Origin of the sequence: Cohnella terricola, from assembly GCF_007786475.1 — a bacterium.
GTDB classification, from domain to species: domain Bacteria; phylum Bacillota; class Bacilli; order Paenibacillales; family Paenibacillaceae; genus Cohnella; species Cohnella terricola.
On record NZ_VNJJ01000009.1, the window covers coordinates 68,587 to 92,151 of the forward strand.

The window sequence follows — 23,565 nt, forward strand, 5'->3', positions numbered from 1 at the left end:
TTAAAGTATACGTTTCAATCCACGCCTCCATGCCGGAGGCGACTTGCTTGGTCAGATTATAGGTACGTCACTACAGTGTTTCAATCCACGCCTCCATGCCGGAGGCGACCCGCGCTGCCCGAATTTACCGTAGAGCGCATTTAGGTTTCAATCCACGCCTCCATGCCGGAGGCGACTGCCGACGGGATTAAGACCGTTGCACAGGCCAAAGTTTCAATCCACGCCTCCATGCCGGAGGCGACATCCGCGCCTGCGTCCGGGATGCGATCGATGAAGGTTTCAATCCACGCCCCCATGCCGGAGGCGACACGTGGCTTCATAGTCACTCCTCCAATTCAAAAGTTTCAATCCACGCCTCCATGCCGGAGGCGACATTTTGTAATTCAAAATTATACACGCACGGCAATGTTTCAATCCACGCCTCCATGCCGGAGGCGACGGTTGACACCCAAGCCCGGCTGCTGCAGGAGATGGTTTCAATCCACGCCTCCATGCCGGAGGCGACATGAAGTGACGTGCGAGTCCACTGGAACGATTGGTTTCAATCCACGCCTCCATGCCGGAGGCGACACAAAGCGATGCCTCACGAGGTGAAAAGCAAATGGTTTCAATCCACGCCTCCATGCCGGAGGCGACATTCGTTCCCTCCTTATGCTCAAGCCAGTGCAGAGTTTCAATCCACGCCTCCATGCCGGAGGCGACCCGGAAGCTTGAGCGCTTCCCGGTACCCGATCACGTTTCAATCCACGCCTCCATGCCGGAGGCGACAGCGAACGATATGAGCCCTTGCACAGCAAGGGATTCAACGTCCGAAAGTGCGAGTTGTTACTACGGAGGTGGAAATTTAGGCACAAATATGTGCCAAGAACCCGAAGTCCTATGTAACTTAAGAGGTGCGGATCTCCCAGGAAAATTATGTGAGCCTAGGGTTCGCACCGGATATTTTCAGTATAGTTCAGGAAACGCTATTCTCCAACTTTTTTATCGCTTGGAATATCCCTCGGAATAGATGTTCATCCTTTACTCAACTGCCCGAGCTGGAAGGGATTGTACGTTTCGAACCGGCGGTGGGTACAAGCTAACGCCCCGCATTGAGAGCGAAGCACTCTCTCGGCGGGAGTGCTTTTTTGTGTGCGATGTGCTCCATGTGTCAAACCGCGCTCCCACACGGGGAATTGTTCAAAATCATCGAGCAACTCGCTACACACCGTTCCAAACTTTGGAATAACTCGAAATCATCGAACAACTCACGTCGCGCCGGCCCAAACTCCGGGAATAACTCGAAATCATCGAACAACTCACGTCGCGCCGGCCCAAACTCCGGGAATAACTCGAAATCATCGAACAACTCGCCACGCACCGTTCCAAAAATCGTGAATTGCACGAAATAATCGTACAACTCATACCCAAAACCACCCGCCCAAAACCACCCGCCCAAAACCACCCGCCCAAAACCACCCAAATAATCCCACGAGATGCAACTTATCATTTTCCCGCCTCGTTGTTACCTATAGAAGATTTTGTTTTAAAGGGAGGTTTCATCCATGAATAAAACGCAAACAAGCATCAAAATCAGCTTAACCGCGGTGTTGTTAGCTTCCATTCTTACCGCCTGCGGGGCGAGAGGAGACGGCTCCGAAACTCCGACGCCTTCTCCGTCGTCATCGATCAACGAACCGGCCCCGACGGAAACCGCATCCGAGACTCCGAGCGAGGAATCGGATGAGCTGATCGTCAATGCGTTCCGTAAGCTCGCTCTGGCCGGAGGCCCGGCGGATGAACTATATGCGTCTTTAGAGAAATCGATCGAGGGCTTACAGCCTGCGCAAGCAGATGAACTCATTCGCTCCATGGAAGCTTACTATGACAAAAATCTGCCCGTGGCGGAGGAGAAGATCCAACAAAGCGACGTTCAGCAACAGTTATCCCAATTAAAATGGCCGATTACGGAAGATCAGATCCACTCCATTAAAGACGATGACGTGCGGCAGCTTGTCGAACAGACGATAGCGGGCGGATATAAGCTGGAGACGGCCGAAGGCTTTTATTTCCCGGTCGTTGACTACGGCAAGCTCCTATCCTTCGGCGACAAAGTCTCGATCGCAATGAAAGCTTACTTGGACCTAATGGGTACCGAATCCGATGCCCCGACGGCCAAGGACGCCGGATTGGTCATCACATGGGACGAACTGGCTTCCCGTACGCTTGCGGCGGAAAGTTATATCGTGACGTTCCCCGATACGGCGGAAAGAGCCAAAGTAGAAGATCGTTACCATAACTATCTGAGCATGTACCTGGTAGGCTTAAACAACACGCCGATCTTCGATTACGACACCTTCGCCGTTCTGCCGGACGTCAAAAAACAATACGAGCAAATGGTTGTTTCCCACGGAGGTACGATCACGGGACAGCTTGCCAAGGAATTGCTCGACGTCTTGAGCGAAACTGGCGGCTTCGTGTACCAAAAAGGCAAAAAAGGGGAGCAAATCGACATTCCTGCCATGAAGCAATTCCGCGAAAATATTGTAAAGAAGGCGCAATCGAAGCTCCCGGCCGTAAAATGAGATAAATAGAGGACAAAATCGCATACAGGAAATCGGCTCCCTCCGACGAATTTTTAAAGCTAGAAATCGTTTTCTAACTTGATTATTCGCGGGGGGATTTCTTTTGGCTCGTATTGATTTTCCGAAGGATTTCGTATGGGGCACGGCTACGGCGTCGTATCAGATCGAGGGCGCTTATCAGGAAGACGGCCGCGGCTTGTCGATCTGGGATACTTTCTCACATACACCGGGTAAGGTGTTCAACAACGATAACGGGGACATTGCTTGTGACAGCTACCATCGTTACGAGGAAGATGTGGCCCTTCTGAAAAAGCTGGGCGTGACAGCTTATCGTTTCTCGATCGCATGGCCTCGCATTTTTCCTCAAGGAACGGGAGAAGTCAACGAAAAAGGTTTGGAATATTACCGCAAAGTCGTTGACGCGCTGCTAGAAGCGGGGATCGAGCCTTGCGTGACTCTGTATCATTGGGATCTGCCGCAAGCGCTGCAGGACAAGGGCGGCTGGGACAATCGGGACACGATCGATGCTTTCGTCAAATATGCAGAAGTCGTTTTCAAAGCTTTCGACGGCAAGATCAAGCAATGGATCACCTTTAACGAAACTTGGTGCGTCTCGTTCTTGTCCAATTATATCGGACTGCATGCTCCGGGGAATACGGACCTCCAACTGGCGATCAACGTGGCTCACCATTGCATGGTCGCGCACGGGGAGGCCGTCAAGAAGTTCCGCGCGCTCGGCATCCGAGGAGAGATCGGCACGACGCACAACCTGAGTTGGTGCGAGCCGTACTCGAAGTCAGCGGAAGACGTGGCCGCGGCTCACCGTAACCGCGCATTCAACAACGAATGGTTCATGGAACCAACGTTCAAAGGCACTTACCCGCAATTCATGGTAGATTGGTTCGCGTCCAAGGGTGCGAAGGTCCCCGTTCTGCCTGGCGACATGGAGACGATCGCACAGAAAATCGACTTCATCGGCGTTAACTATTATAGCGGCGGTTTCGGCCGTTATAAGAAAGGCGATGGCTTGTTCGATTGCGAGGAAGTGCAGATCGGCTTCGACAAGACCTACATGGATTGGAACGTTTACGCGGAAGGTTTGTACAAGGTTCTCTCCTGGGTCCATGAGGAGTACGGCGATACGCCGATTTACATTACCGAGAACGGAGCTTGCTACGAGGACGTCCTAGCCGAAGGCAACCGCGTTCATGACACTCTGCGCACCGACTATTACAAGAAACATTTTATCCAATGCCATCGTCTCGTCGAGTCCGGAGTTCCGTTGAAAGGATACTTCGCTTGGTCTCTGCTCGATAACTTCGAATGGGCGGAAGGTTATCGCAAGCGTTTCGGAATTGTCTATACGAACTACGAGACGTTGGAGCGTTATCCGAAAGACAGTTACTATTTTATTCAAGATGTGATCAAGAATGGCGGGTTTGAAGCATAAAAGACAATCTCTGCCCGATCTTTGTCATTCCAGGGCGTTATCCGTTACAATAAGAGCGAAGCCTGACAACGAAAGAGGATAACGCTCATGAAAGTCGTTCTAGCAACGTTAAACGCCAAATATATTCATACTTCTCTTGCTCTGAGATGTTTGAAAGCTTTCTCTCAGGACGAGTTCGACATCGATATTGCCGAATATACGATCAAGGACCCGGCGATGGGAATCGCGGCCGACCTGTTCTCGAAGAAGCCCGACGTGATCGGGTTCTCGTGCTATATTTGGAATATCGAAGAGACGATCGTCGTCATCGATATGTTAAGGAAGGTTCTGCCGGACGCGAAAATCATCCTGGGAGGACCGGAAGTTTCCTATGATACGGAGTACTGGATGAATCGGCTGGCTTCGGTTGACTTTATCGTCATGGGCGAAGGGGAGGAGACTTTCCGCGACCTGCTCAGGCAGATAAGCGGCGAGCGAAAATACCACTTCGTCTTCGGCATGGCCTATCGCAAAGACGGACAAGTCGTCATCACGCCGCCAAGACCGAAGCTAGATCTGAACGTCATTCCGTCCCCGCACCGGTTCGAAGCGGACATTCCTTCGCTCCGTAACCGCGTCGTGTATTTTGAGACGAGTCGGGGATGTCCGTTCAGCTGCCAATTCTGCTTGTCCAGCATTGAAGTGGGCGTTCGTTATTTCGATATGGAACGGGTGAAGGCAGAACTGACATATTTGATCGACAGCGGTGCCAAGCTGATCAAATTCGTCGATCGTACCTTTAATATCAAACGCGATTATGCGATGGAGATCTTCCGTTTTCTGATCGACAACCACCGGGGCTGCGTGTTTCAGTTCGAGATTACGGCGGACATCATGAGGCCGGAAGTGCTCGATTTTCTAGCGGACAATGCGCCTCCGGGCATCTTCCGCTTCGAGATCGGCGTTCAATCGACGAACGATCCGACCAACCTCGCAGTGCAGCGGCGGCAAAATTTCGCGAAGCTGACTCGCACGGTCGTTAAGGTGAAAGAAAGCGGGAAGATCGACCAACACTTGGACTTGATCGCGGGGCTTCCGCACGAGGATTACGATACGTTCCGCAAAACATTTAACGACGTGTTCGCGCTCAGGCCCGAAGAACTGCAGCTCGGATTCCTGAAAATGCTGCGGGGAACGGGGCTGCGCATCGATGCGGCCAAGTACGGGTACGTTTATTCGGAGCGGGCTCCTTACGAGATGCTGGGCAACGATCTGATGCCGTTCGGCGATATCGTGCGGATCAAGCGGGTCGAGGATGTGCTCGAGAAATATTGGAACGCCCACCGGATGGATCGCACGATGGAATATTTGATCGAGAAGGCGTATCCGTCTCCGTTTGATTTTTTCCAAGCATTCGGGGACTATTGGGAAGAGCGCGGGTGGAGCCGCATCGGGCACCAGCTGGAGGATTTATTTTCGCGGATATGGGGATTCTTGCAGTTCGACGCTCGACCGGAATTGGACGAGGACGTTGCGCTCGGATTGCTTAAGATCGATTACTACTTGCAGCACAAGTACAAGCCACGCAAGCTGTGGTGGGAAGACAGAATTGGGAAGGTAAGCTGGTCGGCAGGCTTAAAGCATGCGGCGAGCAAGCTCGGAATGGACGAACGCGAGTTGCAGAAAAAGGCGGCGCTCGACTTCCTTCCTTTCGATTACGGCACGTGGGTGCAAGAGGGGCGCGTGGATCGGAACAGTCCGTCTTTGCTCGTATTCCTATACGCCGGGGAAGAAGCGGGACCGCAATTATCGGCACTGCCGTTGCCTGAGGGGCTGGCGGCAAACAAATCATAGGCGAGAGGTGACCGGAAGATGGTTTATCAGGCAAAGTCTGACCGTTACGCAACGATGAAGTACAATCGAGTTGGAAGATCTGGTTTGAAAATACCCGCTGTATCGTTGGGTCTTTGGCACAATTTCGGAGGAGTCGATTCCTTCGAGAACGGACGCGAATTGGTGCGTCATGCTTTCGATCTGGGCATTACTCATTTCGATCTTGCTAACAACTATGGACCTCCTCCGGGATCTGCGGAGACGATGTTCGGGCAATTGCTCGCCACCGATCTTAAACCTTACCGCGACGAGCTCGTCATTTCGACGAAAGCGGGTTACTACATGTGGGAGGGCCCTTACGGGGAGTGGGGTTCCCGCAAATATCTGATCTCCAGTCTCGATCAGAGCTTAAAACGGATGGGTCTCGACTATGTCGACATTTTCTATCACCACCGTCCAGATCCGGATACTCCGCTCGAAGAGACGATGATGGCGCTCGATTACGCCGTCCGTTCGGGCAAGGCGCTATACGTCGGCATTTCCAATTACCGCGCGCCTGAAGCGAAGGAAGCGATCCGTATTCTGAAGGAACTCGGCACGCCGCTGCTGATTCATCAGCCTCGTTACAGCATGTTCGATCGCTGGATCGAGGATGGCCTGCAGGATGTTCTGGAAGAAGGGGGAGTCGGCTCCATCGTCTTCTCACCGCTAGAGCAGGGGTTGCTAACGAACCGTTATCTGGGTGGGATTCCGCAGGATTCCCGTGCGGCCGGAGCGTCCATCTTCCTCAGCGAGAACAGCATTACGGAGGAGAAGCTGGATAAGGTACGCCGGTTGAACGAGATCGCGTCCGATCGCGGACAGTCGCTCGCCCAGATGGCGCTGGCTTGGGTGCTGCGCGGCGAACGCGTCACGAGCGTGCTTATCGGCGCGAGCAAGGTCTCCCAGCTTGACGATAATGTCGATATGCTGAAGCGTCTCGACTTCTCGGCGGACGAGCTGGCTCGGATCGAAGAGATTTTGAAGTAAATAGATTGGGATCGGCTCGGCGGGATTTCTTTCCGCCGGGCTTTTTTTCGGCTGATGTATATAGCCGCCGTGTCGGATGCGGCGAGCGCGTGCATCGGTCTGTCATTGTCGCAAAAAGCGACAATGGCGAGGTCAGAACCGCGGCGCCCCGTCTCATTGTCGCAAAAAGCGACAATGGTGAGGTCGGAGCCGCAGCGGCCCCTATCATTGTCGCAAAAAGCGACAATGGTGAGGTCGGAGCCGCGGCGCCCCCTCTCATTGTCGCAAAAAGCGGCAATGGTGAGGTCGGAGCCGCAGCGGCCCCTATCATTGTCGCAAAAAGCGACAATGGTGAGGTCGGAGCCGCGGCGGCCCCTCTCATTGTCGCAAAAAGCGACAATGGTGAGGTCGGAGCCGCGGCGATCCCTATCATTGTCGCAAAAAGCGACAATGGTGAGGTTAGAGCCGCGCAGCCCCCTTGTCATTGTCGCAAAAAGCGGCAATGGTGAGGTCAGAACCGCAGCGCCCCCTGTCATTGTCGCAAAAAGCGACAATGGTAAGGTCGGAGCCGCAGCGGCCCCTATCATTGTCGCAAAAAGCGGCAATGGTGATGAGATTGGGTACTTGCAGCGAGCCTCGAATGGGGCATATCCTTGTTAAGGAGAGCGAGAATGCTACGTTGAAGGAGACTGGAATATGAGCAACGCGATTACGAGAAGAATCGAAGAGCTGGAACGCTTGGATCCGCCGTTGACGGCACAACCGGATTTGGACGAGTATTGGGACCGAACGTTGCAGGAGTTTGCCGCCAAACCTTTGAATGCGAAGAGGACGCCGGTAGAAACTCCGTTTATGCATATGGATGTATACAAAGTCGAGTATGAAGGGTTCGACGCGACGCCGATTCGCGGGTGGTATTTGCTTCCACGGTTTGCCCGTGAGCAGAAGCTTCCTTGCGTTGTGCTTTATCATGGCTACACGGAGAGCAAAGGTTATCCGGAGAATTACGCCACTTACTTGATGGCGGGGCTGGCCGTATTCGCGGTCGACGTTCGCGGACAAGCGGGAGAGACGGGCAACTTGATGCCTCAAGATTAAGGAATGATCAAAGGGTGGGTAACGCAAGGCATCCTCGATCGGGACACCTGCTATTACAAAGCGATTACGATAGACGCGCTTAAAGCGCTTGATTGGGTCAGCGAGCAGCCGGAGGTGGACGCCTCCCGCATCTGCGCGATGGGCGGCAGCCAAGGCGGCGGGCTCGCGATGATCGCGGCGGCGCTGTCCGACAAGCCAGCGATCGCCGTACCACATATTCCGAACATGTGCCACATGGATTTTGGAATATTAAACTCAGCCAGCTCGTTGACGGAAGCTGCGGCATTTATCGAACGATTTCCCGAGCACCTGGAGACGGTAATTCGTACGCTCAGCTATTTTGACAATTTGAATCTCGCGCACCGTATCCGGATTCCGATCCTCGTGACGGTCGGCCTCAAGGATCCGATCACGATGCCCGAGACGATCTATGCGGCATACAATCGGGTAACGTCGGAGAAAACGATCGTACCGTACCCGTTCTCCGGCCACGTCGTCACCAACGATCATAACCGCCAAGCGATCGAGTTCATGTTGCGACATTTTCGGCTATGTTAATAAAAGAGCGCCCTCCCCTTCACTCAGAAAGGGAGGGCGCTCAGCTATGAGGGCCAAAATAGTACCTTGGCGAGACGAATCCCGGGACAGCGTGCGAACGAAGGCCAAAATAGTACCTTGGCGAGACGAATCCCGGGACGCCTAGCCACACTATGCGCCGTCGCTCACTTGTCCTTATATAGTTCCCGCATCACATGCCCGAGTTCGGGGAGGACCAAGCGGGTCATCGCGAGGCGAACCGCTCCGGTCGAGCCCGGCATAGAGAAGACGGCGGTCGTCCCGATCGTGCCAGCGATTGCGCGCGACAGGATGGCGGCGGAGCCGATTTCTTCCGCGAAGCTAAGATAGCGGAAAATCTCACCGAAGCCGGGCAGCTCCTTGTGCAACTGATCGCGCACCGCTTCGTACGTCGTATCCCGTCCCGCGATGCCGGTTCCTCCGTTCAGCAGCAGCGCTTCAACCCGAGGGTTGTCGGCGGCGTCGCGGAGCAGCTTGCGGATGCCGTTATATTCGTCCTTGACGATGGTATAATCGGTTACCTGATGTCCGTTCTCCTCAAGCAGGCTGCGAATCAGCATCCCACTGGTGTCTGTGTCGGGAGTGCGGGTATCGGATACGGTGATGATGGCGCACGCAACGCTAGCCGGTGCTTCCCGGCGATGCTGCTCGATTGAAGTCGACAATGGATTTCTCCTCCGTGTGCCTTCAGTTCGCGGATTCGGGGATATCCGCTGACGGGGAAGTCGTTGTTTCCGTCAACTCAGGTTCATCCGCGGGTACAGCAGCTTGCGGCTTTGCGCTTTCCTTAATCAGCCGATCGACGACGGCGGGAACGACGAGCGTCAATGCATAGGCGAGCGTCATCCATACCGAATAGGCATGGTGCTGGCCTTCGCTGAATGAAGGGAACACCGATTCGCGATGCCATACCGTGAACGTATTCAGCACAAGACCAATGGCAGCCGCCGTGAAGCCGAAACGGGTCGCGGAACCGCGCTCCGGCAGCAAGCGGAGCCTTACGATGATGGCCAGGCCGATGAGCAGAAGGAACGAGAGCATCTCCAGCAGAAACAGCGATGATCCGAAATAAGCATTTCCCACTTCGAGTACGACCCAATCACCGAATAATAGGAAGAAGAGGGTGGGCACCGCCCATACCGCGACTCCTAATCCGGCTAATATCAATCCTTGGCGCATGGAAATCCTTCCTTTCGCGATCGCGAGAATCTGACTACTTGCTCACGTATTCGACGCGATCCGTCGATATCCTCTCTGCTTAAGGCACCAAACTCCGCAGTACGGTCATCGTTCCGTCGAGCGTGTAAGAGCCTAGATTGGCAGGCAGCAGGAAGCAATCGCCCGCTTTGGCGTCCACATGGCCGTTCGCCCAACCAATGCTGCCGGAACCTTCGCAGACGATGACGATCACGAAGCTATCCGAAGAGGTCGATAAGGACCAAGGTCCGCGGACGATGCCTTTATCCGTCTTGAAGTAAGGCGAACGGGCAAGCGTCAGCCACTCTCCCGGAGTCGCGGCGGACGTATCCATCCGTTCGGCGCCGGAATTTTCATAAGCCGTTACGTTCAGAGAATCCTCGATATGCAACTCGCGAGGTTTGCCGTCCAGACCCGGGCGGTCGTAATCGTACAGCCGGTACGTCGTATCCGAATTCTGCTGAATCTCCGCCACGACGACGCCCGCGCAGAGCGCATGAACGGTTCCGGCCGGTATGTAGAACGTATCCCCGGCTTTGACGGACACTTCCTGAAGGCAGTCCATGATTCGGCCTTCCTCGATCGCGCGAGCCATCGCGTCGCGGTCTACGCCGGGCTTCAACCCATAGATGATTTTCGCGTCAGGCTTCGCATCGAGCACGTACCACATTTCCGTCTTGCCAAGCTCGCCTTTCGGCAGCTTCTCGTAATGATCGTTCGGGTGCACCTGAATGGACAGATCGTCGTTGCAATCGAGCAGCTTGATTAGAAGAGGGAACCGACCGTTGCCGGATGCCCCGTCTTTGGCGCCAAACCAGGAATCCCCTACGAGTTCGCGGATTTCGTCAAGTCCTTTGCCCGCGAACGCTCCGTTCGTCACATGCGACACGCCGTTCGGGTGGTCCGCGATCATCCAGCCTTCACCGATCGCTCCCGCCGGAACGTCGAAGCCGAATTTCTCAAGGGCGCGCCCGCCCCACACTCTTTCTTTGAACTCCGGTTTAAAATGCAAAGGATAAGGTTGTACGCTCATCATTAATTGCCTCCTTGGTTTCATAAATATCGTGGTGTCATTCTTTGAATACTCGCCGCTTACTTCTTGTTCAAGGCGATGAGATTAGGCGACGCCGCTTTCTGCGGAAAACGGTACAGGACGGCTTGCGCGACGTTCTGCGGGACTTCCGCGGCCCAAGCCGTCACCGCATCGGCTTCCTCCAGACCGCCTTCGTGGCCCGGATAGACGACGACGGTCAGAATGCCGCCGCTTCGCAGCAGCTTAAGCGCGGTATCCAGCGCGGCAAGTGTCGTCTCCGGTTTCGTAATCAAGGGAGACGACGCGCCAGGCAGGTAGCCGAGGTTAAACATCGCCGCGGCAATCCTTCCATGCTTGTCGGTTGGAATCACGTCGCCCATCGTTTCATGACCGGCGAGCACAAGCTTCACCGGAGAGAGCGAGCTCGGCTCCGCCTCCGCCGAAAGCCTGCGCTCCGTGCTGGCAAGCGCTTCGGCTTGAACGTCGAAGGCGTATACGAGTCCTTGCGGGCCGACGGCCCGTGAGAGGAACAGCGTATCCGAGCCGTTGCCGGCCGTCGCATCCACGACGATGTCTCCCGATTCGGCCCGTTCCTTCACCCAGCGCTGGGCTTGGCTAAGTACGGACAGGAATCCCATTCGGAGCTCCCTTCCAGGCCTTGCCTTGCCAGCTGTCGCGGCGGACGAGCTCGTCGTCGATGGCGTTCAGCACTTCCCATTTGCGCAAGCTCCACATCGGCCCGATCAGCAGATCGCGCGGAGCGTCCCCGGTCAATCGGTGCACGATCATATCCGGCGGAAGCATCTCGAGGGAATCGACGACGAGCGAGACGTATTCGTCCATGTCCAGGAAGCGCAGCAGGCCTTCCTTCCACTGGCGGACCATCGGCGTTTTGCGCATTAAATGAAGCAAATGGATTTTGATCCCCTGGACGTCCATCGCCGCGACGGCTCGAACGGTGTCCAGCATCATCTCGCGAGACTCGCCGGGCAAGCCGTGAATGATGTGCGCACAGACGCGTATCCCCCGGGTTCTCAGCCGGTTTACGGCGTCGACGAAGCAATCGGTATCGTGAGCGCGGTTAATGAGCTGCGAAGTGGATTCGTGGATCGTCTGCAGTCCCATCTCCACCCACAAATACGTGCGGTCGTTGAGTTCGGCCAAATAGTCCACGACGTCGTCGGGAAGGCAATCCGGCCGCGTCGCAATCGATAATCCGACGACGCCCGGCTGCTCGAGAATGACTTCGTAATATTCCCTAAGCGTCTCCACCGGCGCATACGTATTCGTGTAGGCCTGGAAATAGCCGATGTATTTCGCATCGGGCCACTTCAAATGCTGGCGATCGCGAATATGATTGAATTGCGAGACGAGATCGTCCCGCCGGCTGCCGGCGAAGTCCCCGGAGCCCCGCGTGCTGCAGAATGTGCATCCGCCCGCGGCGATGCTGCCGTCACGGTTCGGGCAAGTAAAGCCGGCGTCCAGCATGACTTTGAATACTTTCTCGCCGAACGTTTCCCGCATTTCGTAATTCCAAGTGTGAAATCGTTTGTCCGCCCATAACAGCGGAGCGCGATCCGCTTTTTCGGTCGTTGTCATCGATGCATCCGTCCTTTGCTGAGGTCGGTATAATTGTAGCGAAAATCGAATCAAAATGCGAGGGCGGACCGCAAGTTCCTGGTTCATAACCCCGTGATAACGCTTTATTTCATTCCGATTACCGATTGATCGGACGGAGTCCGATTTCAAACAAACATCGATCTTGAATCAAGTTCGGCTTGAAATACCTAACATGATGTGTTATATTAAAAGTGCGTCAAATCAATGAAAAAACCTGACATTACAACATTTTTCGCAGATTCATTCATGTCGTTTCCATACCTCGGGCAGGCTAGACGCAAAGCGATTACAACCTATTGGAGAGGTGAGCGTAATGAATTCGAGCACGCGCATTCCGCAAGGGGACGATACGGTTAAGGTCGAATTGACGGTGAAAGAAGTGTTGGCCTTGTCCGGAGCTAAGTTCCCCAACAATCATAGCATCGAAGTCTCGGCACGAAAGAAGCTTAAGAGCATTATCGAAGACCACTATATCGAAGAATACAAACGGTCGCATTAAGATTAATCGGATACGCAAACAAAGGACGAATACCCATTTTTGGGGATTCGTTCTTTTTTAGGTTTGACAATTTCAACCACTAGTTATATAGTTAGTTACATGAGTAACTAACCGACTAACGTGGTGGTGAGGAAATGACGTTTCACATGGATGACAGCCGCCCTATTTTCATGCAGATTGCTGAACGGATCGAGAACGATATTATCGAGGGGAGATTGCCGGAGGAATCGCAGGTGCCCTCGACCAATCAGTTCGCTGCATTTTACCAGATCAATCCGGCGACGGTCATGAAAGGCGTAAACCTGCTCGTGGATCAAGAAATTCTGTATAAGAAGAGAGGGATCGGTATGTTCGTGGCGACGGGAGTGCGAGAGAAAATCGTCGAGAAGCGCAAGGAGCAATTTTTCGAGCAGTACGTCGTAACGATGGTGAAGGAAGCGGAGAAGCTGGGCATTAACGAAGAGCAGCTCACCGAAATGGTCAAGAGAGGGGCTAAGAAGCCATGAACAAAATCGTCGAGGTTGTCGGACTTTCTAAGCAGTTCGGCAAAGTCAACGCAATCGATAACGTCAGCTTTACCCTGGAGGAAGGGAAAATCTACGGCTTGCTTGGAAGGAACGGAGCGGGCAAAACGTCGATCATGCACATCCTGACGGCACAGTTGTTCAAGACGTCTGGAGAGATCAAAGTGTTCGGAGAAGATCCATACGAGAACGAACGCGTATTAAAACAAATTTGCTTCATTAAAGAAAGCCAGAGATATCCCGATATGTTCCGAATGGAGGATGTGCTGAAAGTATCGCCGATGTTCTTCCCGAATTGGGATCGGAAATTCGCTAACGAACTCGTCGAACTGTTTAATCTTCCTTTGAAACAACGCATCCGCAAGCTATCCAGAGGGATGTTGTCCGCCGTCGGTATCATCGTCGGGTTGGCCAGCCGGGCGCCTCTGACGATTTTCGACGAGCCGTATTTGGGACTGGACGCGGTCGCGAGAAGTTTGTTTTACAACAAATTGCTTGAGGATTACGCGGAACACCCGCGCACGATTATCCTGTCAACGCATCTGATCGACGAAGTCAGCCAGTTGCTTGAACACGTTCTGGTTCTCGATCGGGGCAGATTGATTCTGAACGAGGAAGCGGAAGCGTTGCGGGGGAGAGCTTCGAAAATCGTCGGCTCGGCCGCGAAGGTCGAATTTTTCTTGGCGGGCAAGCAAGTCATCCACCGCGAACCGTTCGGCGGACTCTCGTCCGCGACGATACTGGGAGCGTTGACCGCGGAAGACCGCGCCCGGGCCTCCGAGCTCGGACTCGAGATCGCGCCGGTATCCCTGCAGCAGATGATCGTTCATCTGACCGGGAGCAAAAGCGGAAATAAGGAGGAAGCGCTATGAGCAGAGTGGCGGGTATCGTAAAAACGCATTTGACGGACCTGTGGTCTTGGGCGATGATGCCATGGCTGATTCTTGGCATCAGCTTTACCGTAAACGTGATTATCGGTGCGTCGGTCGGAGATAAGATCGAGACCGGTGGGTTGAGTTCGATCTATGTTTATATGCTTGTACTCGGTGTCGGTAGCGTAGGTCAGACGTTTCCATTTCTGATCGGATTCGGGGCAAGGAGAAAAGATTACTTCCTCGGTACGACCGCGACGATCGCGCTGATCGGCGCGGGCTCGGTGATTCTACTGCTTATTCTCGGTTACGTCGAGCGACAGACCGGTTACTGGGGGATCGAGCTTCACTTTTTTAATATTTCCTACGTGACAGATGGGCCGCTGATTCAGAAGTTCTGGGTGCTGTTCAGCATGATGTTGCATTTCTTCTTCGTCGGATTCGCGATTTCATCGATCTACCGCAAGTTCGGTCGCGACGGGTTATTCTTCTTCTTCATCGCGTTTGGGGTGGCGATTACATTCGCGGTTTACCTGCTCTCCGTGTTCGACAGATTGCGTGCCGTCTTCGATTGGTTTGTGGATTTGACCGTGCTGGGTCTAGCAAACGGACTGTTCTTATTGACGCTTGTTTACGTTGGATTGTCTTATTTACTGCTTCGCAAGGCATCGTTCTGACTTGGTTGGAAAGCTTTCCAGTGATCGTATATAATGGATATAGGCTATGAGGACTAATACAATGACTCTTGAAGGAGAATTTCCGATTGGACAGAAATGGATGGTTATCGACTTATCTCGAAAAATTTGTCGTTCATCGCAAAATGTGGGAATCGGAATGGCAAAGATCAAACAAGAGCGGGTTTACTAGTAGTCAGGCTTTTATGCTAATTCTTCTATATCAGAAGGGGCCGATGCAGGCCAAAGAGTTAATGGAAAATTTGGCTGTCTCTTCCGGCGGAATTACGGTCATATCCGATAAATTAGGTCAATTGGGCTACATTCGCAAAATCAAGACCGAGCAGGACCGGCGTGCCGTTTTCATGGAAATTACCGACGAAGGCAGGAAAGCCTATCCCGATATCAAAGAAGAGTGGGAAGGCGTATCGAGAAGGATCTTTTCCGTTCTTTCCGATGTCGAGGTAGCCATAATGGCCCAGTTGTTCTCTAAGCTTGTCGATGATAACTAATCGCGACAGAGCGATTACGCGTCATCCGCGCAAAACAAACATAAGTACTTGGCGAAGATGAGTCCTTCCCAAGTACTTTTTTTGTTTGTCCTCTTTTTCGTGAATCCTGCCGAATATGATAAACTTCTATTAACTTAGTGTAAAAATTCGGCAAGGGGTTGGGGATTTGAGAAGAAGTTATGTCTGGTTGGGGTTGGTCATTATTCTATTCGCGTGCGTTTGCGCGCTCACCTTTACGGATCATATAACCGGATTCGACCAAAACGTGATCGCAGCCGTTCAAGGCTGGGAGACTCCGGGTCTAACTCGCCTCATGGAAGGATTCAGTTGGATCGGCTCGACGATCGGCGCAACGCTAATATCCGCAGTAGCGTTTCTTTTTCTGGCTTTCGTTCTCGGACACCGCAAGGAATTGATTTTTTTCGTCGCCGTAGTCGGCGGGTCTGCTTTACTGAATAAAGTGCTGAAAAATACGTTTCACAGGGAGCGTCCGAATCTTCACCGTCTGGTGGAGGAAACCGGTTATAGTTTCCCGAGCGGACATTCCATGGCGGCGTTCGCGCTATACGGCGCATTGATTTATTTGCTATGGAGGCACGTCCGGAGCGGCGCCGGGAAAATCGTTCTTGTCGTTATCGGTTCCCTGCTCATCCTTTGCATCGGTTTAAGCCGAATTTATTTGGGCGTTCATTATCCGAGCGATGTCATCGGGGGCTACTTGGCAAGCAGCGTATGGCTAGGACTAATGATCGAATTTTTTCGCAAATGGAATCAAAGACTGATCAAATAAAAAAAGGTTGCGGAACGTCCGGGGGAAGAGGGACAACCGCAATCCTTTTTTTCGATTATTGAACGATGAGCGCTCCCGTCATGCTGTCATGACCTTGACCGCATTGAATGGAGCAATGGAATTCGAATGAACCGGCTTTATCGAGCTTGATTTCCTTGGTATCGCCGTTTTTGAGATTGACGCCGAAATCCGGAATCTCGAGGCCGTGCGCGCCTTGCGTGTTGTTCAAAGTCAGCTTCAGCGTATCGCCGACGTTCGCCGTAATTTCATTCGGTTCGAACTTCCAGTTCGAGGCGTTAACCGTCACTTCTTTCACCGCACCGCCTCCGGCAGCTGGGGAAGTCCCTGCGGGCGGAGAACTAGGCGGCGGCGAGGACGGAGAAACGTTTGCGTTGTTTTTGGTTGCACACGCGCTTAGCGCGAACATGGCGATCGCCGCGACAATCGCGAGTAACCATATGGATTTTTTCATAAAATGTGCCTCCCTTCACCACTAATATGCCCATAAATCAAATTTTCACTTCAATTCGGGAAGGGGATTGCTGGGCGGTAATCTTATCTTTACAACCGGCCCGGAATTGGGCAAAATAAGATTCATTGACGTTAGGCGGCCATGGGCTGCGGGAGGAAATGGAATGAGACTTCGCGGAAGAAAAAGGGAAAGCTTGGAATCGCAACAGGATATCGTCGTGCTCGAGCCCAAGAAGTTGAAGGGGCGTTGGAGAGAGTTTTTCGGCAACGACAATCCCATTCACATCGAGTGCGGAATGGGCAAAGGTCAGTTCATCAGCCGGTGGAGCGCGAACAATCCGGAAATCAATTATATCGGAATGGATATATACGATGAGCTGCTTCAGCGCGGCAGCGAGAAAGCTCGGAAGCTGTGGAAGGAAGAGAAGGACTCGGAGGAGGTTCCGAACCTTGCGCTGGTGCGGGGCAATGTCGAATTTCTGGACGACATGTTCGAGGAGAACGAGCTGACTCGCATCTACTTGAATTTTAGCGATCCGTGGCCGAAGTCGAAGCACGGCAAGCGCCGTCTGACACACCCGCGTTTTCTGATGAAATATAAGCACGTGCTGAACGACATCGGAGAAATCCACTTCAAGACCGACTCGTTAAGCCTGTTCGAATTCTCGTTGAACAGCTTCTCCGACAGCGAATTGCAGATGCGCAATATTTCTTTGGATCTGCACCGCAACGGTGTGCGGGAAGATCTTGTTCTGACAGAGTACGAGGCGAAATTCATCGGCCAGGGGAAGCCGATCTATAGACTGGAAGCGGTAATCGGCGACAAAGTTCTTCAAGAGCATCGCCGTACGGTGGCGGAGGAGCTGCAAGAGCAATTCCGCAGAGGAACGACCAAGGATTTCGAAGAGGAATAATAATAAGCGATCAAAAAACGTGCTGCCGGAATTGGCTAGCACGTTTTTTAACGTTTATATCCATATCGATAATAGGAGAACGGTAGAGCTGCCCAGTACCGCGCCTGCTACGGTGTCGCTTGGGAAATGAAGGCCGAAGTAGATGCGCGACAAGGCGACGCCGATGCCGATCGGCAGCAAAACCGGGATGAACAGCGGTTCCATCAGCATCCAAGGCGTCAGCATAGCGAATGCGGCGGTCGTATGTCCGGATGGGAAAGATGGATCTTTAAGGGGACGGCGGCCGGTATTCGTCTGCGGCAGCACTTGATAAGGGCGAAGCCGCGGCGCGCTGCGTTTGGCGATCGCGACGGGAATGTGGCTGAGAACGATGGAAGCGAAAGCAAGCCAGCCCGCATGGCTCCATGGCCCCGGTGCGAATAACCCTGCTGCAAGAGAGATGGCAAGACTGAATGTAGCACCTGCGATCAGGGACAAAAGCTGAAAAATCCAGTTCAAAGCGGAACGATTCCAACGTGTGTTGACATGCAGGAACAATGGGCGCTCTACTTCCAGAAGGATACGGTAGAATCGGCTCATATTCTCCTCCTTAGGCTTGAACATACTGATCATAGCGGGGAACTTTTCGTTCCTTCTCTAACATATAACGCCATTGTCATGACAGTATTAACGTGGAATTTCCGAATCGTGGAAAAGCAGTTTTATAAACCCCTTCGTTGGGTAAACTTCTATTGGCTGCAACCTTGTCGTTACGCTTTTCGTTAATTTACTGTGAAATGAGCATAGGTCTTCGGATAGAGAATCAATGAAATTCGATGAAAATCCGGGTTGAGAAGCAGAATATTCCGTTGCGAGCGTCGGTTAGTCGACCTGAAAGCCGCATCTTACCGAAAAGCAACCGATTTTGGATTTAATCTCCTTTTGACAAAAGGAAGCAAACGGATAACAATCAAGATTATCTCTTTTGGAGGGGGCAATAAAGAATAGCGTTGGTCACTTAGTAAACAAAAAGACAAAGAGAAAAAACAAAAAACACTCAGAGAGAAAAAAGAGAAAAAGAAAAAAGGGATCTAGGGGGTACAACTGAATATGTTTAACAATGTTCTTATGGTGATCCAAGGACTTGCCGCGGCGATCGGGGTGTATCAAATCATTCTGTCGTTTTTCGGCTGGTACCGCAGGAGAGAACGGATTACCCACAAGCCAACTAAGTCGTTCGCGCTGCTCGTGGCCGCGCACAACGAAGAGACTGTCGTCGGAGCTTTGATCGAGAACTTGCTGAAGATGGAGTATCCGCGCGAGCTGTTCGATATTTTCGTCATTTGCGACAATTGCACGGATGGAACCGCGGACGTCGTACGCAAGTACGAGGGCGTATATGCCTGCGAAAGAACGAATCCGAACCAACGAGGCAAAGGATTCGCGATCGAGTGGATGCTTAAGGAGCTTTGGAAAAATCCTCGGCAATACGATGCGATCGTCATGTTCGACGCCGACAACCTGGTCGCGACGAACTTCCTACAATACATGAACGAGGATTTGTGCAACGGCTACCGCGTCATCCAAGGTTACTTGGATACGAAAAACCCGCACGACTCCTGGATCAGCGCCGCCAACGGCATTACTTACTGGTTCTGCAACCGGCTATGGCAATTGCCCCGGTATAATCTGAAGTTGTCTAACTTCCTCGGCGGTACGGGAATGTGCTTCGAGACGAAGCTGCTCAAGGATATGGGGTGGGGCGCAACAAGCCTCGTCGAAGACTTGGAATTCACCGTTCGCTGTATTCAAAGAGGCATCTACCCGAAATTCAACTATGACGCGCGCGTCTATGACGAGAAGCCGATTACGTTCCGAGCGTCCGCCCGCCAGCGCCTGCGCTGGATGCAAGGACACTTCGACGTATCCCGCCGTTATTTGCTCCCTTTGCTGTGGCAAGGCATCCGTACGGGGAGCATCGTCAAGATCGACGCCGCTCTGTATATTTTTAACGCGTTCATCTATTTGATCGGTTTCCTGGTTACGCTCGCGCTTTGGTTCGACATCATGCTTCCGGGCGGTCCGCACCTGACATCCATCTACTCGAAAATGCCGCTCGGCTTGTCGCTGACCATCGTGCTGTACGGTTATCTGCAATGTCCAATCGCCATGCTGATGGAGAAAGTCAATTGGAAAATGTACTTGAAGCTGCTGCTGTTCCCGGTATTTTTCCTGTCCTGGTGGCCGATCGCGTTTTACGCCTTTTTCACGCAAAACAACAAAACTTGGAGCCATACGCAGCATACGCGCGTCATTCGGCTGGAAGAAGTCCAAGGCAAACAAATGTAAGAAAAGATCAGCGACAGATCACACAACGGATATGTTGACATCGCGTAGACGTCATGATAAAGTAATCGTTGTGACTGTTTATGAAAATTAATCAGCACGCGCAAGAAGGAGCACCCGCTTCTCACCTGATCGGCTTCGGCTGACGGGTCAGCGTAGCCGACGATGGACGTGAAGTGCGGAAGAAACGATGGTTTCCGAGCATGGACGTTAACGTTAGGACTAGAATGCGGGTCGACACGACTCGCATTTTTTTGTTTGCAACCATTCACTCGGCAGACTAATTCGGAGGTGGAACATTATTAGCAAGGATCATCAAATCAACGAGGAAATCCGGGCGAAAGAAGTCAGACTGGTCGGCTCAGAAGGCGAGCAACTGGGGATTAAACCTTTTCGTGAAGCGATGCAGATGGCGATTGACACGAATCTTGACTTAGTCAACGTGGCGCCGCAGGCAAAACCTCCTGTGTGCCGCATTATGGACTACGGCAAATTCCGTTATGAGCAGCAGAAGAAAGAAAAGGAAGCTCGGAAGAATCAGAAAATCGTCGACCTTAAAGAAGTTTGGTTTCGTGCGAACATCGAGGAACATGATTACCAAACGAAGTTTCGCAACGTTGTGAAATTTTTGAACGAAGGCGACAAGGTGAAATGCTCCGTGCGGTTCCGCGGTCGCGAAATTACGCATGCCAAGCTCGGCCAGAAGATTCTGGAGCGTGTGGCGAGCGAAGTCACCGATATCTGTATTGTTGAACGCGTGCCTAAGCTTGAAGGCCGTAGCATGATTATGATTTTGGCTCCGAAAGCCCACTGACAGGAGGATACAATTCATGCCTAAAATGAAAACGCACAGCAGCTTGAAAGATCGTTTCAAAATTACCGGAACTGGTAAAGTCAAACGCTTCAAAGCTTACAAAAACCACTTGCTTTCCCACAAATCGGGACGTGCAAAACGTGTTCTAGGTACTCAACCGCTAGTAGCTCAAGGCGACGTTCGTCGCATGCAGCAACAACTCGCAAACCTGAAATAATGTAGATACAACAGTTCAAAAAGTCTCGGACTTTTTGAAGAACACTTCCGGGAGGTAATGAATCATGGCAAGAGTCAAAGGCGGATTCGTCACGCGCCGTCGTCGCAATAGAATGTTGAAGTTGGCTAAAGGTTACTGGGGCGCGAAACATCGCCTGTTTAAGAAAGCTAAAGAACAAGTAATGAAATCCTTGATGTACGCATACCGCGACCGTCGTCAGACGAAGCGGAACTTCCGCAAATTGTGGATCGTGCGTATTAACGCTGCAGCTCGCCAGAATGGCTTGTCCTACAGCAAATTGATGCATGGCCTGAAGCTGGCTGGCATCGAAGTCAACCGCAAAATGCTTGCCGACCTGGCCGTGAACGACATCAGCGCGTTCAACTCGCTTGCCGGCGCAGCTAAAGCAAAAATCAACGCGTAAGCTACGCGTGAGCAGACAAGCCTCGGGGAACCGGGGCTTGTTTTTTTTAATGCCGACATTATTGGGGTAGCGATTAACAGATGCCAAAAACCCCCGGCAGGGTGCCGGGGGCTGTTGCGTTATTGCGAGACTTAAGAGCAGTTGCCAATGAGCTTCCAGACGTCCCATTCGCCGCTTCTCAGATCCGGTCGTTCGTTCAGCGTCCACCATTTGGCTTGATAGATTTTGCCGTTGTACGTGACTTGATCGCCGTTTACGTAAACCTGCGTTGTGCTCCAAGGAGCCGGACAAGTGTTGACGCTCGCAGTCTTCGCCGTATGCGCGTTGCTCGCCGGAGAAACATTACCGGCTGCGTCGGCTGCATAGACGGTAAAGGTGTAGCTAGTGTCCGGCGACAATCCGGTTACGTTGTAAGATAGCGTCGATCCGTTCACAGTAGCAACGTAAGTCGAACCGTTGTAAATGCGGTATTCCGTTACGCCGACATTGTCCGTTGAGGCTCCCCACATCAGGGAGACGCTGTTCGGCGTAACGCCCATATTATGCAAGTTTACAGGGGCGGTAGGCGCCTGAGTGTCAGGTGCGGGCGGATTAGTCGTGCCCGTCACAGAGTTGCTGTCGGGCGACGTATTGCCAGCGAGATCTCGTGCGACGACTTTGTAGACATAGGAAGTATTGGCAGCAAGGCCAGTATCCAGGAATGTCGTTGTCGTGCCGTTAACGGTGCCGACCTGAACACCGTTGCGATAGATACGATACTCGGTAACGCCAACGTTGTCGGTCGAAGCCGTCCAGGAGAGCGCAATTGTCGAGGAAGTCGTATTTGTGACGTCGAGATTGCTAGGAGCGGTCGGCGGAATGGTGTCGGACGGTCCGGTGAAGTTGACATCGATGACGTTATAGAATGCATTGGCCGTATCGGCGATTTCCCATACCGCCAAGATGACGTGGTATCCGGTGCGAGCCGGAATGTCGCAGGTATGGGAGAAGTTAGCCGGCGGCTGGCCGCTGTACGGCAGGCTGCAGAACGGCGTCAAATCGAAGGAATTCCGGGTCAACGGGGCGTTCGAATCCCAGTTCGGTTTCGTAATATAATATTTCCAGCTTGCGGTTGAGTGGGCGGCTGTCAGCTTCCAGGAGAACGTTGTCGGTCCCGACGTGACGTTTACTTTGGCCCAGCGGGTGGCGGACTGCTCATCCAGCTTTGGAAAGGCACCGCCTGCGCTGGCGATTTTCCCATCCGCAGGTCCTGCATTCGGCCAGCCCTTCGGAGCTTCCAGACTTTGAGGCTCATAGATGATCGAGCCGCAGTCGGTATTTACGTTGTTTTTGCACAGGGCAGCGCGGCTGGAGGGACCTTCCACATAACCGTGTGCGGACGCGCTGTCTGCGAACCATGCCGATAGCGCAAACGCGATGAACATACCGATGACAACGACTAACATTTTCAACCATTTTGACGAATTAAACGTGTACTGCCGCAACATAAAACCATTCCTCCTAAATAAATTGATTTTTGGTCTTCCAGACGCTAGTTTTCACCTCCAATAAACCACCCTGACGACGGTGCGACGCACGTTTAAGCAGGCAGGCGTGAAGATGACCACCTCCTTAAACGAATTAATCGGACATACAAAACAAGAAGTGACAGAAGATCGGAGTTGAAAGAAGGCGACAAAAGGGGATTCGAGGTTGCCGCCAATGGGGGCGATGAGAAGGGGTAGAGGAAAATGGAAAGACTGGTGAAAAATAAGCGCTTAGCTATAAAATAACTCTTTTTAATAGAGTATTAGGGTTAAAATTCGATAAAATAGGGATAAATTTCGACAATATTCTACTTAAAACTCGTAGAATACCTAGCCCCGCCGTCTCGTTCGGAGCTGGATCTCGCGATAGAGAACTGGCAGTGCGTTATGAGCGAGTTGGAGGTGCTGAAGCTGATGATAGAGCACTGACAGTGCGTTGTGAGCGAGTTGGAGGTGCTGGAGGTGATGAAAGAGCACTGACAGTGCGTTGTGAGCGAGTTGGAAGAGCTGAAGCTGATGATAAAGCACTGACAGTGCGTTATGAGCGAGTTGGAGGAGCTGAAACTGATGATAAAGCACTGACAGTGCGTTGTGAGCGAGTTGGAGGAGCTGAAACTGATGATAAAGCACTGACAGTGCGTTATG

24 protein-coding genes, 1 pseudogene and 1 CRISPR repeat array (1 of these 26 only partly in view) are annotated in these 23,565 nt (G+C 52.5%); of the genes and pseudogenes, 16 read left to right on the forward strand and 9 right to left on the reverse strand.

The features are described from left to right. A CRISPR array of direct repeats spans positions 1-768; the repeat unit is 32 nt; unit sequence GTTTCAATCCACGCCTCCATGCCGGAGGCGAC (it extends 1,043 nt beyond the left edge of the window). A gap of 382 nt (positions 769-1,150) precedes the next feature. Continuing rightward, the gene (locus tag FPZ45_RS16310; RefSeq protein ID WP_144704050.1) at positions 1,151-1,489 is read right to left on the reverse strand and encodes a hypothetical protein; all 339 of its coding nucleotides are present in this window, start codon (positions 1,487-1,489) and stop codon (positions 1,151-1,153) included. 55 nt (positions 1,490-1,544) lie between these two features. On the opposite strand from FPZ45_RS16310, the gene FPZ45_RS16315 reads away from it, so the two are divergent. From FPZ45_RS16315 to FPZ45_RS16335, 5 genes and pseudogenes are all read left to right on the forward strand, one after another. After that, positions 1,545-2,564 carry a hypothetical protein gene (locus FPZ45_RS16315; RefSeq protein WP_144704053.1) on the forward strand — a complete coding sequence of 340 codons (1,020 nt, stop codon included), beginning with the start codon at positions 1,545-1,547 and terminating at the stop codon, positions 2,562-2,564. Between the two features lie 103 nt (positions 2,565-2,667). Further along, complete coding sequence (locus FPZ45_RS16320; RefSeq protein ID WP_144704056.1) at positions 2,668-4,014, forward strand: GH1 family beta-glucosidase; 1,347 nt, start codon at positions 2,668-2,670, stop codon at positions 4,012-4,014. Between the two features lie 87 nt (positions 4,015-4,101). Next, positions 4,102-5,847 carry a B12-binding domain-containing radical SAM protein gene (locus tag FPZ45_RS16325; protein ID WP_144704058.1) on the forward strand — a complete coding sequence of 582 codons (1,746 nt, stop codon included), beginning with the start codon at positions 4,102-4,104 and terminating at the stop codon, positions 5,845-5,847. A gap of 18 nt (positions 5,848-5,865) precedes the next feature. Next, positions 5,866-6,855 (forward strand): L-glyceraldehyde 3-phosphate reductase, encoded by a 990-nt coding sequence (gene mgrA / locus FPZ45_RS16330; protein WP_144704060.1) that lies wholly within the window; start codon positions 5,866-5,868, stop codon positions 6,853-6,855. A 675-nt stretch (positions 6,856-7,530) separates the two neighbouring features. Next, positions 7,531-8,490: pseudogene (locus tag FPZ45_RS16335) on the forward strand (acetylxylan esterase). A gap of 164 nt (positions 8,491-8,654) precedes the next feature. Here FPZ45_RS16335 and FPZ45_RS16340 read toward each other — a convergent pair. The 5 genes from FPZ45_RS16340 to mnmL all read right to left on the reverse strand — a co-directional run bounded on the left by FPZ45_RS16340 (position 8,655) and on the right by mnmL (position 12,337). Further along, positions 8,655-9,173, reverse strand: coding sequence for a MogA/MoaB family molybdenum cofactor biosynthesis protein (locus FPZ45_RS16340; protein ID WP_144704063.1), 519 nt, complete (start codon positions 9,171-9,173; stop codon positions 8,655-8,657). A gap of 22 nt (positions 9,174-9,195) precedes the next feature. Next, the gene (locus FPZ45_RS16345) at positions 9,196-9,687 is read right to left on the reverse strand and encodes a hypothetical protein (RefSeq protein WP_144704066.1); all 492 of its coding nucleotides are present in this window, start codon (positions 9,685-9,687) and stop codon (positions 9,196-9,198) included. 79 nt (positions 9,688-9,766) lie between these two features. After that, positions 9,767-10,738, reverse strand: coding sequence for a type I phosphomannose isomerase catalytic subunit (locus FPZ45_RS16350; RefSeq protein WP_144704333.1), 972 nt, complete (start codon positions 10,736-10,738; stop codon positions 9,767-9,769). Between the two features lie 59 nt (positions 10,739-10,797). Next, complete coding sequence (gene mnmM, locus FPZ45_RS16355; protein ID WP_144704069.1) at positions 10,798-11,376, reverse strand: tRNA 5-(aminomethyl)-2-thiouridylate-methyltransferase MnmM; 579 nt, start codon at positions 11,374-11,376, stop codon at positions 10,798-10,800. Then, positions 11,354-12,337, reverse strand: a complete 984-nt coding sequence (mnmL, locus tag FPZ45_RS16360; protein WP_144704072.1) for a tRNA modification radical SAM protein MnmL/YtqA — start codon at positions 12,335-12,337, stop codon at positions 11,354-11,356. The genes mnmM and mnmL overlap by 23 nt, the downstream gene beginning before the upstream one ends. A gap of 334 nt (positions 12,338-12,671) precedes the next feature. On the opposite strand from mnmL, the gene FPZ45_RS16365 reads away from it, so the two are divergent. From FPZ45_RS16365 to FPZ45_RS16390, 6 genes are all read left to right on the forward strand, one after another. Next, complete coding sequence (locus tag FPZ45_RS16365) at positions 12,672-12,857, forward strand: hypothetical protein (RefSeq protein WP_144704075.1); 186 nt, start codon at positions 12,672-12,674, stop codon at positions 12,855-12,857. 134 nt (positions 12,858-12,991) lie between these two features. Next, a complete protein-coding gene (locus FPZ45_RS16370; RefSeq protein WP_144704078.1) occupies positions 12,992-13,363 on the forward strand; it encodes a GntR family transcriptional regulator in 372 nt (123 codons plus the stop codon). Beyond that, positions 13,360-14,253 (forward strand): ABC transporter ATP-binding protein, encoded by an 894-nt coding sequence (locus tag FPZ45_RS16375; protein WP_144704081.1) that lies wholly within the window; start codon positions 13,360-13,362, stop codon positions 14,251-14,253. Before FPZ45_RS16370 ends, FPZ45_RS16375 begins: the two co-directional genes overlap by 4 nt. Further along, positions 14,250-14,930 (forward strand): hypothetical protein, encoded by a 681-nt coding sequence (locus tag FPZ45_RS16380; RefSeq protein ID WP_144704083.1) that lies wholly within the window; start codon positions 14,250-14,252, stop codon positions 14,928-14,930. The genes FPZ45_RS16375 and FPZ45_RS16380 overlap by 4 nt, the downstream gene beginning before the upstream one ends. 86 nt (positions 14,931-15,016) lie before the next feature. Next, positions 15,017-15,439 carry a MarR family winged helix-turn-helix transcriptional regulator gene (locus FPZ45_RS16385; RefSeq protein ID WP_144704086.1) on the forward strand — a complete coding sequence of 141 codons (423 nt, stop codon included), beginning with the start codon at positions 15,017-15,019 and terminating at the stop codon, positions 15,437-15,439. 166 nt (positions 15,440-15,605) lie between these two features. After that, complete coding sequence (locus FPZ45_RS16390) at positions 15,606-16,229, forward strand: phosphatase PAP2 family protein (RefSeq protein ID WP_144704089.1); 624 nt, start codon at positions 15,606-15,608, stop codon at positions 16,227-16,229. 55 nt (positions 16,230-16,284) lie between these two features. On the opposite strand, the gene FPZ45_RS16395 is transcribed toward FPZ45_RS16390, so the two are convergent. Next, a complete protein-coding gene (locus FPZ45_RS16395; protein ID WP_144704092.1) occupies positions 16,285-16,701 on the reverse strand; it encodes a cupredoxin domain-containing protein in 417 nt (138 codons plus the stop codon). 163 nt (positions 16,702-16,864) lie between these two features. Between FPZ45_RS16395 and trmB the strand changes: the two genes are divergently transcribed. Beyond that, complete coding sequence (trmB, locus tag FPZ45_RS16400) at positions 16,865-17,614, forward strand: tRNA (guanosine(46)-N7)-methyltransferase TrmB (protein ID WP_144704095.1); 750 nt, start codon at positions 16,865-16,867, stop codon at positions 17,612-17,614. A 54-nt stretch (positions 17,615-17,668) separates the two neighbouring features. Here the strand turns inward: trmB and FPZ45_RS16405 are convergent, their stop codons facing one another. After that, complete coding sequence (locus FPZ45_RS16405) at positions 17,669-18,193, reverse strand: phosphatase PAP2 family protein (protein WP_144704098.1); 525 nt, start codon at positions 18,191-18,193, stop codon at positions 17,669-17,671. Between the two features lie 510 nt (positions 18,194-18,703). Here FPZ45_RS16405 and FPZ45_RS16410 point away from each other — a divergent pair. The 4 genes from FPZ45_RS16410 to rplT all read left to right on the forward strand — a co-directional run bounded on the left by FPZ45_RS16410 (position 18,704) and on the right by rplT (position 21,394). Next, a complete protein-coding gene (locus FPZ45_RS16410; RefSeq protein ID WP_144704100.1) occupies positions 18,704-19,942 on the forward strand; it encodes a glycosyltransferase family 2 protein in 1,239 nt (412 codons plus the stop codon). Positions 19,943-20,258: 316 nt separating this feature from the next. Further along, the gene (gene infC, locus FPZ45_RS16415) at positions 20,259-20,753 is read left to right on the forward strand and encodes a translation initiation factor IF-3 (RefSeq protein ID WP_144704103.1); all 495 of its coding nucleotides are present in this window, start codon (positions 20,259-20,261) and stop codon (positions 20,751-20,753) included. A 16-nt stretch (positions 20,754-20,769) separates the two neighbouring features. Then, positions 20,770-20,970, forward strand: coding sequence for a 50S ribosomal protein L35 (gene rpmI / locus FPZ45_RS16420; RefSeq protein ID WP_144704106.1), 201 nt, complete (start codon positions 20,770-20,772; stop codon positions 20,968-20,970). Between the two features lie 64 nt (positions 20,971-21,034). Beyond that, positions 21,035-21,394, forward strand: a complete 360-nt coding sequence (gene rplT, locus FPZ45_RS16425; protein WP_144704109.1) for a 50S ribosomal protein L20 — start codon at positions 21,035-21,037, stop codon at positions 21,392-21,394. Between the two features lie 131 nt (positions 21,395-21,525). Here the strand turns inward: rplT and FPZ45_RS16430 are convergent, their stop codons facing one another. Continuing rightward, positions 21,526-22,881, reverse strand: coding sequence for a lytic polysaccharide monooxygenase (locus FPZ45_RS16430; protein WP_144704112.1), 1,356 nt, complete (start codon positions 22,879-22,881; stop codon positions 21,526-21,528). Positions 22,882-23,565 lie beyond the last annotated feature (684 nt).